At 70.5% G+C, this 14,414-nt stretch carries 12 protein-coding genes; 5 read left to right on the forward strand and 7 right to left on the reverse strand.

The window, feature by feature from the left end:
- Both FNH09_RS36680 and FNH09_RS36685 read right to left on the reverse strand, forming a co-directional pair.
- Positions 1 to 1,524: glycoside hydrolase family 13 protein (locus FNH09_RS36680; RefSeq protein WP_202919833.1), on the reverse strand; the 1,524-nt coding region annotated here is incomplete at its 3' end.
- A gap of 188 nt (positions 1,525 to 1,712) precedes the next feature.
- A complete protein-coding gene (locus tag FNH09_RS36685; RefSeq protein WP_152894212.1) occupies positions 1,713 to 2,984 on the reverse strand; it encodes an ABC transporter substrate-binding protein in 1,272 nt (423 codons plus the stop codon).
- Positions 2,985 to 3,106: 122 nt separating this feature from the next.
- Between FNH09_RS36685 and FNH09_RS36690 the strand changes: the two genes are divergently transcribed.
- Genes FNH09_RS36690 through FNH09_RS36700 form a run of 3 tightly spaced genes read left to right on the forward strand, consistent with a single transcriptional unit; the run spans position 3,107 to position 6,796 of the window.
- A complete protein-coding gene (locus FNH09_RS36690) occupies positions 3,107 to 3,622 on the forward strand; it encodes a helix-turn-helix transcriptional regulator (RefSeq protein ID WP_162469652.1) in 516 nt (171 codons plus the stop codon).
- Positions 3,592 to 4,368: an ABC transporter ATP-binding protein gene (locus FNH09_RS36695; protein ID WP_152894213.1), complete on the forward strand. Its 777-nt coding sequence runs from the start codon at positions 3,592 to 3,594 to the stop codon at positions 4,366 to 4,368. The genes FNH09_RS36690 and FNH09_RS36695 overlap by 31 nt, the downstream gene beginning before the upstream one ends.
- A gap of 46 nt (positions 4,369 to 4,414) precedes the next feature.
- Positions 4,415 to 6,796: an ABC transporter permease gene (locus FNH09_RS36700; protein ID WP_152894214.1), complete on the forward strand. Its 2,382-nt coding sequence runs from the start codon at positions 4,415 to 4,417 to the stop codon at positions 6,794 to 6,796.
- Between the two features lie 117 nt (positions 6,797 to 6,913).
- On the opposite strand, the gene FNH09_RS36705 is transcribed toward FNH09_RS36700, so the two are convergent.
- Positions 6,914 to 9,325: a SpoIIE family protein phosphatase gene (locus tag FNH09_RS36705; RefSeq protein ID WP_152894215.1), complete on the reverse strand. Its 2,412-nt coding sequence runs from the start codon at positions 9,323 to 9,325 to the stop codon at positions 6,914 to 6,916.
- 381 nt (positions 9,326 to 9,706) lie between these two features.
- On the opposite strand from FNH09_RS36705, the gene FNH09_RS36710 reads away from it, so the two are divergent.
- Positions 9,707 to 9,958 (forward strand): hypothetical protein, encoded by a 252-nt coding sequence (locus FNH09_RS36710; protein WP_152894216.1) that lies wholly within the window; start codon positions 9,707 to 9,709, stop codon positions 9,956 to 9,958.
- A gap of 66 nt (positions 9,959 to 10,024) precedes the next feature.
- Here FNH09_RS36710 and FNH09_RS36715 read toward each other — a convergent pair whose 3' ends face one another.
- Positions 10,025 to 10,672 (reverse strand): response regulator transcription factor, encoded by a 648-nt coding sequence (locus tag FNH09_RS36715; protein WP_162469653.1) that lies wholly within the window; start codon positions 10,670 to 10,672, stop codon positions 10,025 to 10,027.
- 865 nt (positions 10,673 to 11,537) lie between these two features.
- Here FNH09_RS36715 and FNH09_RS36720 point away from each other — a divergent pair.
- A complete protein-coding gene (locus FNH09_RS36720; protein ID WP_202919834.1) occupies positions 11,538 to 11,987 on the forward strand; it encodes a hypothetical protein in 450 nt (149 codons plus the stop codon).
- Here the strand turns inward: FNH09_RS36720 and FNH09_RS36725 are convergent.
- From FNH09_RS36725 to FNH09_RS36735, 3 genes are all read right to left on the reverse strand, one after another.
- Complete coding sequence (locus FNH09_RS36725) at positions 11,927 to 13,309, reverse strand: hypothetical protein (RefSeq protein WP_152894218.1); 1,383 nt, start codon at positions 13,307 to 13,309, stop codon at positions 11,927 to 11,929. The genes FNH09_RS36720 and FNH09_RS36725 overlap by 61 nt on opposite strands.
- Before the next feature lie 47 nt (positions 13,310 to 13,356).
- Positions 13,357 to 13,602, reverse strand: coding sequence for a hypothetical protein (locus FNH09_RS36730; protein WP_152894219.1), 246 nt, complete (start codon positions 13,600 to 13,602; stop codon positions 13,357 to 13,359).
- 283 nt (positions 13,603 to 13,885) lie between these two features.
- Positions 13,886 to 14,414 (reverse strand): COG4315 family predicted lipoprotein (locus FNH09_RS36735; protein WP_152894220.1); only part of this gene is annotated, 529 nt, incomplete at its 5' end.

Genomic DNA, 14,414 nt, shown 5'->3' on the forward strand with positions numbered 1-14,414 from the left:
GGCGGGCACGGGTGTGGTGGTGAAGTTGACGGCGCAGACGAGGCCGTCGCCGCGGACGAAGGCGAGGACGCCGGGCTGGGTGTCCAGCCAGCGCAGCGTTCCCTCGCCCAGCTTCGGAAGGTTGGAGCGCAGTTGGAGGCCGTCGCGGTAGAGGTGCCAGAAGGAGCTGGTGTCGGCGAGGGCGCGGTCTGTGGCGTACTCGGCGAAGTAGTCGGGCTGGGGCAGCCAGGGCCGGGCGCTCTCGGTTCCGGAGGTGAAGCCGAACGGGGATGCCTGGCCGGACCAGGGCAGCGGGACCCGGCAGCCGTCGCGGACCCGGTCCCGGCTGCCGGTGCGGCGGAAGATCGGGTCGGTGAGCACGTCGTCGGGCAGGTCGATGACCTCGGGCAGGCCGAGCTCCTCGCCCTGGTAGATGTAGGCGGCTCCGGGCAGCGCGAGCATGAGCAGGGCGGCGGCGCGGGCACGGGCGGGGCCCAGGCCGCTGCCTTCCGGTGTGGGTTCGCCGTAGCGGGTGACGGTGCGGACCTGGTCGTGGTTGTTGAGGACCCAGGTGACCGTGGACCCGGTGCCGGCGATGTCCTGCATGGCCTCGGAGATGACCTTGCGGAAGGCATCCTCGTTCCATGGCGCGCTGAGCAGGTCGAAGAAGAACGCCTGGTGCAGTTCGTCGGGCCGGACGTACTGCGCGTGTTCGCGGCCGGTGGGGACGGACACCTCGCCGACCAGGAGGCGTTCGGAGCCGTCGCGGGCGGTGTACTCCTCGCAGACCGCTCGCCAGTGGCGCCAGACCTCGTGGACCTCGGGCTGGTTCCAGGCGAGGGGGTTGACCGAGTCGCGGGTGCGGGCGTCGGCCTCGGGGTCGTCGGAGTCGGGGAGTTCGGGGTGCTTGAAGAGTCCGGCGGCGACGTCGATGCGGAAGCCGTCGACGCTGCGGTCGAGCCAGAAGCGCAGCACGCGGTCGAACTCGGCGCCGATCTCGGGGTTGCGCCAGTTCCAGTCGGGCTGCTGCGGCGTGAACATGTGCAGGTACCACTGGCCAGGGCGGCCGTCCGCCTCGGTGATGCGGGTCCAGGCCGGGCCGCCGAACATGGCGTGCCAGTTGTTGGGCGGCTGCTCTCCGTCCGGGCCGCGGCCGTCGGCGAAGTGGAAGCGGGCGCGGGCGGGGCTGCCGGGTGGTGCGGCGAGGGCCTGCTGGAACCACGGGTGCTCGGAGGAGCAGTGGTTGGGGACGATGTCGAGAAGGACCCGGATGCCGAGCCGTCCGGCGGCGGCCATCAGCCGGTCGAACTCGGCGAGGTCGCCGAAGGTCGGGTCGACGTCGCAGTAGTCGGCCACGTCGTAGCCGTGGTCGTGCTGCGGCGAGGGGTAGAAGGGGCTCAGCCAGATCCCGTCGACGCCGAGCTTCTTCAGGTACGGCAGGCCGGCCCGGACTCCGGCGAGGTCGCCGATGCCGTCTCCGGTGCTGTCGAGGAAGCTGCGGACGTACACCTGATAGATGACTGCGTCGCGCCACCAGCGGTGCATGTTCAACCCAGTGCCTGTCTCTATGTGCTCAGTGGTTATGCATGCATGTTAAGTAGACGTGTCTGGAGCGTGTCAATGAAAAGTGCACAGGCTACGAAACAGCAGTCCGTTTAATGCGCATAAATCACACCACAGAGGGGCGAGTTGAGACCTTGACGTTACTTAACAAGTAACTAGGAGAGTGGGTTTCAGCGCCCGGGAATGGCGGCGAGTTCCCTCGCCAGCCGCCGGACAGCCGCGTCGGACGACTCGTGTCCGGTCATCGCGTCGTGCACCACCGCCTGCACCACCAGGCTGACCTGGTCGTAGCGCGGGCTCTTGGGGCGCAGAGCGGCACTGAGCACGCTCGCGCGCAGGGTGGGCAGATACGGGAACCTCTCGACCAGGTCCGGGTCCGTGTAGAGCGCGGCGCGCACCGGTGGCAGGGCGCCGAGCGTGAGCACCTGACGCTGGACCTTCTCACTGGTCAGGTACGCGATCAGCCGGGCGGCGGAATCCGGGTGCCGGGCATGGGTGTTGACCGCGAGATCGGAGCCGCCGAGCACACTGGTCCCCGGCCCGTCGGGACCCGGCAGCCGTACCGCGCCGACCTTCCCGGCGACGGGAGAACCCGGCGCCGACGCGCCGGCGTACGCGTAGGGCCAGTTGCGCAGGAAGAGCAGCCGGCCGTCCTGGAACGCCTGCTTGGACTCCTCCTCCTTGTAGGAGAGGGCCGCTTGGGGTATCCAGCCCTCGCGTACGCCGCGTGCGAGGAAGTCGATGCCCTCCCGGGCCGCGACGGAGTTCACGGTGACCCGGTCGCCCTCGTCGCCGAGGATGGTGCCACCGGCCGAGTACACCGCCTCGGCGGCGTTCACGGTCAGGCCCTCGTAGGGCAGGAACTGGCCCGCATAGCCGTCGAGTCCGTACTTCGGCGCGATGGTCTTCGCGTCGTGCTCCAGCTCCACCCAGGTCGTCGGCGGCGGCACACCCTCCTTGGCGAGGATGTCCTTGCGGTACAGCAGCAGTCCGGCGTTGGTGACGTAGGGGACTGCGTAGAGCCGCCCGTCGTACTTGCCCGTCTCCACGACCGGCTTCAGGAACGACTTGAGCGGGAAGCGGTCCTCGGCCAGCGGGCGTATCCATCCCGCGGCCGCGAACTCCGAGGTCCAGTTGACGTCGATGTTCAGGACGTCGAACCGGCTCCGGTCGCCACCACGCAGATCGGTCACCATCTGCGCGTGCGTCTCGTCGGCGGAGTCCGGCAGCTCGACGAGCGTGACCCGCTCGCCGGGATGCCCGCGATTCCAGCCGTCGAGCACCGTGCCCAGATAGCCGGTGAGGTCACCTGCCGTGGCCAGCGTCAGCGGCCCGCGGCCGCCCCCGCCGCCGTCCCTGCCCCCCTCGTTCGAGGAGACGCATCCGGTCAGCACCACGCCGAGAACGAGGAGGCACCTACCCGCGGAGTTGATCCACCGCATAGGTTCCTCCCTGGACACGTACCGGCCTGCGCCATCGCCACGACCGAAGGCCATGTATACCCGTTAGGTATGGGCGATACTAGGGGCCGGAGAAACTCTACGAGGACAGGAGGACGGCGGTAGTGCGTCTGCACCTCCTTGCCCTTTTGGCCCGCGGTCCTGCCCACGGCTACGAACTGAAGCAGGGCCTTGAGCAACTGCTGGGCTCCGCGTACCCTCAGCCGAACGTCGGCCAGATCTACGTGACCCTCGGACGCCTCGAGAAGCAGGGACTCATCGAGGGCGAGGACATCGAACAGTCCAGCCGGCCCAACAAGAAGGTCTACCGCCTCACCGAGTCCGGGCAGGAAGAGCTGCGTGCGTGGTTCGAACGGCCCGAGGACGAGCCGAGGGTGCGGGACGACTTCTTCATGAAGCTGGCGCTGGCCCCCGGGACCGGCCTCGCCGACCGGATCGCCCTCATCAACAAACAACGGCGCCAGTACCTCAACTCCATGCGCAACCTGTCCAAGCTGGCCACCGTCGAAGACCGTGACAACCGCATCGCCCACCTCCTGATCGAGGGCGCGATGCTGCACCTCCAGGCGGACCTCGACTGGCTGGAGCGATGCCAGGAAGAGCTGGAGGAGCTGGAGTGAGCGACAGCCCCGCTCCCGTGCTGCGCGCAGAGAAACTGATACGGACGCACTACGGCGAGAGCGGCCCGGCACACGCCGTCCGCGGCGTCGACCTGAGCGTCCGCCACGGCGAGTTCGTCGCCGTCACCGGCCCGTCCGGGGCCGGGAAGTCCACCCTGCTGCACCTGCTGGGCGGACTGCAGCAGCCCGACAGCGGCTCCCTGTGGCTGGACGGCGAGTGCACCGACACCTGGCGGGAGGCCCGCTGGGCGGTCGAGCGCCGCAAGCGCATCGGGATCGTCTTCCAGTTCTTCAACCTGGTCTCCAACCTGTCGGTCGCCGACAATGTGGAGCTCCCCGCCCTGCTCGCCGGCGCCTCCCCCAAGCGGGCTCGCGCCGAACGGGATGAGCTGCTGGCCGAGTTGGGCATCGCGGGCAAGGAGCGCAGTCTGCCGGGTGAGCTGTCCGGCGGCGAGCAGCAGCGCGTCGCGCTGGCCCGGGCCCTGGTCAACCATCCCCCGCTGCTGCTGGCCGACGAACCCGCCGGCAGCCTCGACAGCAAGGGCACCCGCGAGGTGATGCGGCTGCTGTCCCGCTTCCACCAGCGGGGGCAGACCATCGTCCTGGTCACCCACGACGCCCGGCTCGCCAGCGCCGCGGACCGGGTGATCAGTTTCTTCGACGGGCGCATCGCCGACGACGCCGAGCTGGACAGCACGCCCTCGCGCCGGCCCGGAGCGTCGGGAGTCCTCAAGCTCTCCGACTGACGCGCCGGCCCGCGGACGTACGACGACCCCGAAAGGGATGGATCTCATGCGCGCCACCTTGCGCTGGGCACACTCCGATCTGCGCACCCACCGCGGGGAGGCACTCTTCCTGGTGCTCGCCACCGCTGGCATCGTCATGTCGCTGCTGCTGGCCACCGCGCTGTTCGGCTACGCCACCAACCCCTGGCAGCGCACGTTCACCCAGGCCCACGGGGCTCACGTCTGGCTCCACACCGGCTCCTCCACCGACCTCGGCGAGTTGCCCGGCGTGGAAGGGGTCGAAGCGGTGGCCGGTCCCTACGCGACCTCCGCGACGACGCTCTCCGCCCGTGGCACCCGCGCCTCCGTGGAACTGCGGGCCACCCCCGAACTCCCCCGCGTCGGCCGGCCTCTCCTGACCTCCGGTCGCTGGCTCACCCCCGGCACCCCCCACGGAGTAGTCCTGGAGAGCAGCCTGGCCCGGGCCCTGCTCGCGGGTCCCGGTGACACGCTCACGCTGCCCGGCGACACCGGAAAGGTCACGGTCGTCGGGGTCGCCGACAGCCCCGAGAACCGCTACCGCCCCGGCGAGCAGCCCGGCCTGGTCTGGGCCCTGCCCGCCGCCGTGACGCACCCCACCGGCCAGGTCGTCGGACTGCGGCTGACCGACCCCTCGGACACCGACTACGCCGTCCAGCGCGCCGTCACCCTGCTGGGCGCCGGTGCCATCGGTGAGGTCTCCACCTGGCAGCAGGCACGCGCCGAGGCGCAGGGCGACAACCGGCTCCTCGGCCAGGTGCTCGGCCTGTTCGGCCTGGGGGCGCTGATCGCGGCGGGCTTCGCCGTGCACGGGGCGATCGCCACCCGCATCCGCGGCCACCTGCGGGACATATCGGTCCTCAAGGCCATCGGATTCACGCCCGGCCAGGTCGTCCGCGTCTTCCTCTGCCAGCACATCGCCTACGCCGTCTTCGGCGCGCTGACCGCGGCGGCCGTGACCGAGACCGCGGGCGGCCATGTCCCAGGACGCCTGGGCGACGCCGTCCGCATCTGGCGCGTCCTGCCGGGCCACACGGTGGCGCAGTTCGCCATCCCGGCGGGGGCCGTGCTGTTCATCGCGGCGACGACGGGACTGGCCGCGTGGCGAGCGGGCCGGGTGCCGCCCGTGCCGGGCACCCGGCCCGCGCCGCCGGCACGCCCGCAACCCGCGCGGGCGGCGCGCCCGGTTGCGCGCCGGGGCGCGCGGTCCGCCGTACGCCGGGCCCTGCGGCCGTTGATCGCTCATGCCCCGTCCAGGGGACCGCTGTCCGCGGTGATGCGGCGCGCCATCGGCGTCGGGGTGCCGGCCGGCCTGGTGCTCGGCTGGCACGCGGCCGTCGCGCGGCCCGTACGGTCCTTGACCACGGTGGCGCGCCTCGCGCTGCCCCTGCTGCTGATCGTCGTGGCCATGAGCGCGTGGACCACCCTCGACCGCTTCCGCAGCGAGCCGCAGAGGATCGGTGTCCCGGCCGCTCTGACCGTCCACACCCGCCAGGGACTCGGCGATGCGGACGTGCGCGGCCTGCTGCGCCGCGATCCGCAGGTCGCCGCCGTCTACCCGGGCGTCGAGGTGGCCGCGCTGGTCCCGGGCCAGACGGCCACCATCGCGCTGCGCGGCCTCGGCACCGCCCGCTCCCCCTACCCTTACGCCGTCGCCGAGGGCCGCTCCCCCCGCGCCAGTGACGAGGCCGTGGCCGGCCAGGGCCTGCTCGACCTGCTGAACGTGCGGGTCGGCGACTGGGTCCGCATGACCGTGGGCGACCAGCCGCAGATCCTGCACATCGTGGGTCGCAGCATCGAACCCGAGAACGCCGGCCGTGTCATCTCCACCTCGCTCGACACCCTGCGTGAGAACGACCCGCGTATCACCCCGGGCCTCTACCAGCTGCGCCTGCGGCCCGGCGCGGACCCGCACACCGTCGCCCGACGCCTGACCGTCGCGGCCCACGACGAGCTGGACGTGCACGCCGCGGCCAACCCGGCCGATGAGCTGTCGCCGCTGCGCGGGGTCGTGGCCGGCCTCGTTCTCGTCCTGGCCCTGATCGGTCTGGTGGAGCTGCTCACGGCGATCGGTGGCTCGGTCCGCGAGAGCGAGCGCGACCTGTTGGCGCTGAAGGCCATCGGCCTGTCCCCGCGCCAGATCACCGTGGTCACGATGACGGCCACGGGCTGTACGGCGCTGGCGGCGTTCCTCGCCGCGGCCGCCCTCGGGGTGCCGCTCGCGCTCTGGCTGATCGACCAGCAGAGCGTGTCGAGCGGTATCGGGGCGGGCATCGCGCAGAGCCCTCCGTGGGCACTGCTGCTGGCTCTCGGGGCCGCCACCGTGCTGGGTGCGGTCGCTCTCGCGGCGCTCCCTGCGGCACGTGCGGCGCGGCGACGGCTCGCGGACACCCTGGCGGCGGTCGCCTGAGCCGGGCCCGCCGCACGCGGGAGGGCCCGGCCCCGATCCGAAGCCGGACTCCGGAAAGGTCCTGCCCCGATCCGAAGCCGGACTCCGGAAAGGTCCTGCCCCGATCCGAAGCCGGGCTCAGGGAAGGTCCTGCTCCGACCAGATCGACTTTCCCGAGCCGGTGTACCGGTAGCCCCAGCGCTGGGACGCCTGGGCGACGAGGAAGAGGCCGCGTCCGCCCTCGTCGGTGGTCCTGGCATGGCGCAGCCGCGGGGAGGTGCTGTTGGCGTCGATCACTTCGCAGGTGAGCGCGCTGTGGCGGATCATGCGCAGCCGGATCGGTGGGGAGCCGTAGCGGATGGCGTTGGTGACGAGTTCGCTGACGATGAGTTCCGTGGTGAACTGCAGCTCGTGCAGACCCCATCCCTCCAGCTGGCGGTTGGCGAGTGCGCGGGCCTGACGCACGGCCGCCGGGTCGTCCGGGATGTCCCAGGTGGCGACGTCTGCGGACGGGAATGATGTGGGCTTGACGAGCAGAAGGGCGGCGTCGTCCTCGAGGGGGCGGGAGAGCAGGGCGTCGACCGCCGCGTCGCACAGTTCCTCCAGGGAGGTGTCCGTGTCCCGCAGGACCGAGCGCAGCCGGGCGACACCCTCGTCCATCCCCTGGTCGCGGTTGTCGACGAGTCCGTCGGTGAAGAAGGCCAGGAGGCTGCCGTCAGGGCAGGGGATCTCGGCGGCCTCGAAGGGGGTGTCTCCGACGCCCAGCGGAGAACTCACGGGGAGATCGGGCGTGGAGGTGGTGCCGTCGGGCTGCATGATCACCGGTGCGGGGTGGCCCGCCCGGGCGATCGTGCAGGTGCGGGCGACGGGGTCGTAGACGGCGTACAGGCAGGTCGCGCCGATGGTGCCGGGGAGGCCCACGTCGCCTTCGGTGCAGTCCTTGCGGGCCGGCTGTTCCTGGTACAGGCTCGTGACGAAGTCGTCCAGATGGGCAAGGAGTTCGTCCGGAGGAAGGTCCATGGCGGCGAGTGTGTGGACGGCGGCGCGCAGGCGGCCCATGGCAGCGGCCGCGCTGACGCCATGTCCCACCACATCACCGACGACCAGGGCGACGCGCGCCCCGGACAGCGGGATCACGTCGACCCAGTCGCCGCCGACGCCCGCTTCCTGGGAGGCGGGGAAGTAGCGCCAGGCGACCTCGACGGCCTCGTCTGGGCCGAGCCGTCCGGGCAACAGGCTCCGTTGCAGCGACAGGGAGATCCGGCGCTCCTGCGTGAAGCGGTGGGCGGCGGCCAGTGCGGAGCTCGCGTGGAAGGCGAACTCCTCGGCGACCTGGAGGTCCTCGTCGCTGAAGGGCTGGCCGTTGGTGGCTCTCATGAACGTGGCCAGGCCCAGTGCCGTGCCGCCCGAGGAAAGCGGGACCGTGATGGATGAGTGGAAGCCGTGGTCGTGGATCAACTTCGAGCGCCCGGGGGCGCCTTGCGCCCACTGGCTCGACATGGCGTCCAGGGGTGATTCCAGGATGCCCGCGCCGGCGGCGAGGCTCCGTGCGACGCGGGGCGAGGACCGGTAGACGACGGGGCTGCCGATCCCGCCGAGGGCAGTCGCGCGGACTCCGCTACCGGCCTTGTGCCCGGCGTGCTGGAGGAAGAGGGCGCCCTCGGCGCAGGCGGCGGTTTCCGTGCCCCGGACGACGGAGTCCAGGAGGTCGATGGTCACCAGATCTGCGAAGTCCGGTACGCAGATCTCCGACAGCTCCTGGGCGGTCTGCATGAGATCGAGCTGTTTGCCGCAGGCGCGCGCCCGGCTCAGCATCAGCTCTCGCCTGCGCCTCTTCCAGCGCTCGGTGACGTCGATCACGAGGTAGCACAGCCCGATGGCTTCGCCCAGTCGGTCCTCCATGCGGAAGAAGGAGGCGGAGTACATGTGCTCGCCGGTCGGGTCCGACAGGATGGGACCGCGGTACTCGAAGTCGATCAGCGGCTCGCCCGTCTCCAGGACCCGTCGCATCTTCGCCTCGCCGGCGGCCACTTGCTCGGCGGGAAACACGGCACTGACGGTACGTCCGATCCGGTCGGGCGCGCCAGAGGTGCGCACCAGGGCCTCGTTGATCCACACGTATCTCAGGCTCGTGTCCATCACCGCCATGCCGATGGGCGAGTGTGAGAGCAGGCCGTCCAGCAGGGAGCGGTTCACGCTCCGGAGCGCACCGTCACCGGGGTCGGGGGCGGATGCCGTCATCAGCCATTGCGCGCGGCCTGCGGGATCCGACATCGCGCACATGCGGACGCCCAGCTCCAGATCGTGGCCGGAGGCGTGCCGCAGCCGTGCGATCCCGCTCCACTCGCCGCTCTCGGGGCGGGGCGGACCGCCGCCCGCCGGGGTGAGTACCGCGTCGGCGGGGCGGCCCAGGATGTCGCCAGCCCGGTGGCCGAGCAGGGACTCGGCGGCTTCTGACCAGCCGATGACGTTGCCCGCGCCGTCCAGGAGGGCCGCAGCCAATGGGCCGGTGGGGACGAACGGCTGCTGGGAAGGGGGTACTTCTGTCATCCGGAGACGCCGCCATCACTTTCCGTCGAGTGGGCGCAGTGTCTGTTATCCATGCAAATATTCACTCCTGCGCCAGTCTGTATCATCGCGCCCTCGATCCCCACAGGGGAATCACCGGCGCGGCGCGTTCGGGGGCGCTTCGGCTCCGACGCCAAGCGGTGCGGCCTCGGGGGAGGCACGGGCGACACAGACGGCGCCCAGGACGTGCCGCGCGCCGCCGTCGTCATCGCGTTCCGGGGCGACCGGGTCCGTCCTGGACAACGGCGCGATCTCCCGGGATCGGATTTGCGGATCTCCCCAAAGGGCATCGTTGTTGACCTTGTCGCCGTTCCCGCAGCAGGGTTCTTCCGGTCACAATGGCCTGGGCGGATGATCGGGGCCGTGCTCTGCCGCGCTCGGCACACCGATCTCGCGGCGGTGACCGTGAACCCCGGTGCGGGGGCCGACCAGGGCGGAGGCCCAGGTGGAGCCGCCCTCCTCGTCCCACTGGCCGCCGTACTGGTTCCGGCTGTCCTCACCGTGGTCAACCTGTACATCACACCGGTCCAGGACGTGCACGACGCCCCGGCTCAGGCGAGGTCGGGCTCGGCCCACTTCGGCGAGGAGCAGGAGTCTGCGCCTGGTCACCGGTGAACCGGAGGCGGCCGAGGCCCGCCGCAGCGGCACTCGCCAATGGACCCGACGCCGGGGAACGACACGTCACAGGGCGCCTATGCGCATCGCGTACGCCACCGCGTGGGTCCGGTTCCGCAGGTTCAGACGCCTGGTCACCGCGAAGATGATGTTCTTGATGGTGCGTTCGGAGTAGTTGAGCTTGGCGGCGATCTCCGTGGTGTCCAGGCCCTCCGCGAGCAGACGGAGGACCTCGACCTCACGGCCTTCGAACCCGCCGGGGAGGATCGACCCCGTCGGATCGCGCAGCAGCGTGCGCAATTCCTCGATCAGCGATCTCAGCAGTTCTCCCGGCATCTGGGCGCTGCCGGCCCGGCTGCTGAGCACGGCCTGCACGATCTCCGGGAAGCCGGTGTGCGCCCGCGGCAGCACACTGACCAGGCCGTGCCGCACCGCCCGGGCCAGCCGGGGTCTGCTGATGCGGTCGGCGACCAGCACGATCCGCATCTCCGGGTTGGACGAGATGGTCGACGCCTCCTCCATCCAGGACATGGTCTCCTCCGTCACCTCGTTGGCCAGGACGAGGACGACATCGGCGCGCCCCACCTGGTCGGCGGGCAGCAGGACCGTCCCGTCCGACCTGCGCAGGAGTACTTCGGCCCCCTGCAAGGACACCGGATCGGCCGCCCGGACGACGATCGATATCGGGGTGGGGGATTTCTCCTTGTGAGTCAACGCAGGTCCTCCAGGATCGGCGCGACGTGGTCTCGATGCACGATCGCGATGATGTGGGGGGGGTGGTTCCGGGAGAAGTGCCTCACCGTGGAACCGCCGGCCGCATGGAGTCCGAGGGCCGGTGTTGGGCGCACATGTCATTGGTGGTGCAACGGCTTCCGCACCGGATGCCGTTCCGGCTGTTCGTCGTGTGTGTCCGTTCCGCCGCCTTGCAGGGTCGGCTCCGTCATGTCAGTTCCGGGTGATGGTGGGCCCCATGGCGGCCGAGTGTGCTGCGACGGCCAGGAATTCGCTGTCCGGGGAGGCGCCCTTGCCGCCCTCGGAACACGGGAGAGGCCGCGTGCCCGCAGGCACACTCGCGCCGCCGCCGCGACGAGCACGGATGTCTCCGCCAGATGTGCCCGAAAGGGCTACCACGGCACGTGAGGAGTCACTGGTCTGCTTCCACGATCCGCAGTACGGTGCACCCGCCAGAATCCGATGTCCCCCGAGGTCGCCTCGGCATCTGTCGCGACGCGAAAGCCGTGTGTGAACCCGTGCGTTTCGGCGCGCAGCTGCCCTACCGCATCAGGCGCATTCCCGTACATGCCCACCGTCGTTCCACGCGACAATCCTTACTCGTTCCGAGGGACCATACAGCCGCTTTTAGCCGCCGCCACGCACAAGGCGACTCCCCATAATGAGAGTTGCCCTTTGAGGCGTCTTCGTTGCGCGATCGACCAAACAACTGGGTTACTCGAAAGTACGTTTGAGCAGATCCGGACAGCGTACGGCCTGGTTCGAATGCGAAATGATCAATGGTCGCCTGCCGTCCATTCCGGGCGGCCCCTGGAGCACGACCTTTTCTGTCGGTGACAATGCCTCCATGACGCACTGGTTCCGCAGGCACCTGCCCACGGCTGACGCATGGTTGTATTTCGAGATCGACAGCCGGGGCGGACTCGCGCGCCACATCGAACTGCGTGGGCCTCTGGAGAGGCCCGTGACGGCGGCCTCCTCGTCGGAATGGCGAGCCGCCCGGCGGGATGGCCGACTCGACGCGTACGAGGCGACATTCGGCAGCCTGACCGAAATCCTCCTCGAGCCGGACGACGCGCGTGCCGCGCAGCCTCTCACCGCCCACGACTTCGAAGCTGTCTGGCGTGCCGCGCGGGCCATCTGCGAGGCGCGCTCCCGGGCGGGCGGGTCCGGGCGCCGGCCTGCCGTCGCTCCCGGACAACTCGGCACGCGCGCCACGCACGCGGCGGACGCGTGTCATCCTCGGGGCGCCGACCCCGATCCCATGCCGCCGTCGGGCCCGGTGAGCACGCCCTGATGAGCGCGCGCGCCGTCGTGATCACGGCCGGGCCCGATCCTGTGCCGCGCGCACAGCTCGTGCAGCCGTGCGCGGTCCTTCGCAGCGAGGTCGCCGTGCGTATGGACCACGACCCGCCGGCGCAGGTCGGACTCCAACCGTTCCAACAACACCGCCAGGCCCTTCCACAGGCCCTCGTCGAACGCACGGTCCGGGGAGCCGAGTTCGACAGCGAGCGTGTCGCGGCAGGGCGGCCGGACGGTGGCGGCGTACGGCGGCGAGGTGCCGCCCGGACCGAGCCACAGGCCCGCCGCGGTCACGACCACCCTGCCGATGGGGGTGTGTCCCGGCGCCGTCCGATCCGTCGTGCCCTCCAGGACCGGCGGCATCCGGCACTCCGTCACGCGCACGACGCGTTCGCCTCCCGCACCGGCCGGTGAACAGACAACAGTTCGCGCGAACGGACGCCAGAATTCACCCTCGGCGTCCGTCATGCCGAGTTCCGCCGCGGTGTCCGCTGACGGCACCACCTCCCAGCAACTGCCGCCGTCGGCCGGGGGTGCCCCTACCGCCAGGCGGACGTCGCTGCCCAGCAGGTCGGCCAGTTCCTGGCCGGTACGCAGAAGCGGCCGTCCGTCCAAGGACACCAGCCGCATCAGGCTGCGGACATGGGTCGGCAGGGCAGCCATCACCACGGCCAGGGCTGCGGCGGGCACGTCGGACGACATGAGTACCAGCTGGGGCCTTTCATGCTCGGGTGGTAGGGCAAGCAGTCGCGTGTGGGCGGCAACCGAAGCCGGGCCCACTCGCCGGATGGCCAGCCCGGCAGGAACGGGCTCGACGACGTACCCGCCGACGTTCTGCCGGCCCATCCGCCGGACAGCGGATCTCCACCCCGGCACGGGCAGGTGACTGCCCACGCTCCGGGGTGAGGCGCCTGACGAGAAGTGCCACCAGCCTCCCGAGGCGCCGGGCAGGTCGGGGGAGAAGAGGGATCCGTCCTCGGTCACGAGGGCGCTGCCCGCTGTCGCCAGGACGTCGAGTCGCCACTGTTCACTGATCAGCTCCGCGACGGAGAACTCGTTCGCACGGCCGCTCGCTCCCTCGGCCATCAGCAGCACGAGCAGCCGTACGTGTGCCTCCAGGCTCGATTCCAGAGCCGGCGCCAGGAGGTGACACAACTCCTCGGCGTCGACGTCGGGGAACGGCGTGCCCACCGCGATGACCGCTTCGCCCGGCCGGACCGGGGTCAGCCGGCTGGCAAGCCGCCTGAGCCGGTCCGGCGGCCGGCTCCCTGAATGCACCAGGTGTACATGCTCACCGGTGCGCGTCACTGTCAGCATCGCGGTGCCGTCCACGCGCTCGCCGCCCCTATCAGCCTCATGTCCGATCAGGATTTGACGAGTTCCCGGAACCGGAAGACGGTCGAAGCATCGAGACAGTACACATAGCCGCTCACGTCGCTGCGGATGACCGCGTACTGCTTCGCCTGCCACAAGGGCAGCATCGGCATTCGGGCCGCCATGGTGTCCTGGATCTGCTCGAAATCGGCTGCCGTGGCGGAACGGTCCGTCTCGGACGCCGTACGCGGAAGGAATTTCTGAGTGATGGTCGGGTTTCTATCAGTTGTCGGCACGGACAAATGAAGCGACCAGGCCGATCAGGTTCGTTTGGGCAGCAAGAAGTGACGCACAGGCAGCGTCCAGGACCGCGGGACTACGGCGTCGAGCCGTCGTGGTAGGCCTTTCCCACAGCGCCTGGTGAGTAACGCGGCAGGCTTTTCCCGGGGCGAGGCATCTCGCAGAACATCGAATTGTCGAGGGAATCACTCGACCGAGTACTGCTGGCATGGCTCACCGTCGCACCGCGATCCACGGCGGTGCGCCGGGTAAGAACCACAGTCCACGGGGCGGCCTGGGTCAGCGCACCGCCTTCTGCCCCTTGGGGCCGACCGCGAACCACTTGCCGTCGAGGCCCTGGCCGTTCAGGTCGCCGGCCCCGGCGTCGCCGGAGAAGCGGTAGACGGGCCAGCCGCCCACGGTGACCTGGACCTTGCCGTCGGCCCGGCGGATGGCTGCGACGTCCTTCGGGTTCACGCCCGCCAGATAGACGTTGCCGCCGTCCTTGATGATGACCGGGGGCCACTTCGTGGCGCAGGCGTCGTTGCAGTTCGACTCGCCCGAGCCGGCGCTGTCGCCGTCGAAGCGGTAGAGCGCCGCCTGATTGATGTTGATCAGGTGGGGCGCGGCCAGGTCCGGCGAGGTCACCGCGGACAGCTGGACCCACTTGGGCGGCGTCTCCTGGACCGCCGCGCCGATCACCGTGCCGCCGGTCCCGTTGAGGCCAGCGTCCCTGGCGGTGGAGTCGACCACCTGGAGCGCCGAATTGCCCGCGCCGCCCTGCGCAGGCGCGGCGGGCGCCGCGGACGAGGTGGCCGGAGCCGGGGCG

This window comes from Streptomyces adustus, from assembly GCF_009377175.1.
GTDB lineage: Bacteria > Actinomycetota > Actinomycetes > Streptomycetales > Streptomycetaceae > Streptomyces > Streptomyces adustus.

Excerpts from the sequence above, each read along its gene's own strand:
- FNH09_RS36685 (WP_152894212.1), bottom strand. The coding sequence starts at position 2,984 with ATGCGGTGGATCAACTCCGCGGGTAGGTGCCTCCTCGTTCTCGGCGTG.
- FNH09_RS36695 (WP_152894213.1), top strand. The coding sequence starts at position 3,592 with ATGCCAGGAAGAGCTGGAGGAGCTGGAGTGAGCGACAGCCCCGCTCCC.
- FNH09_RS36700 (WP_152894214.1), top strand. The coding sequence starts at position 4,415 with ATGCGCGCCACCTTGCGCTGGGCACACTCCGATCTGCGCACCCACCGC.
- FNH09_RS36705 (WP_152894215.1), bottom strand. The coding sequence starts at position 9,325 with ATGACAGAAGTACCCCCTTCCCAGCAGCCGTTCGTCCCCACCGGCCCA.
- FNH09_RS36720 (WP_202919834.1), top strand. The coding sequence starts at position 11,538 with ATGACGCACTGGTTCCGCAGGCACCTGCCCACGGCTGACGCATGGTTG.
- FNH09_RS36725 (WP_152894218.1), bottom strand. The coding sequence starts at position 13,309 with ATGCTGACAGTGACGCGCACCGGTGAGCATGTACACCTGGTGCATTCA.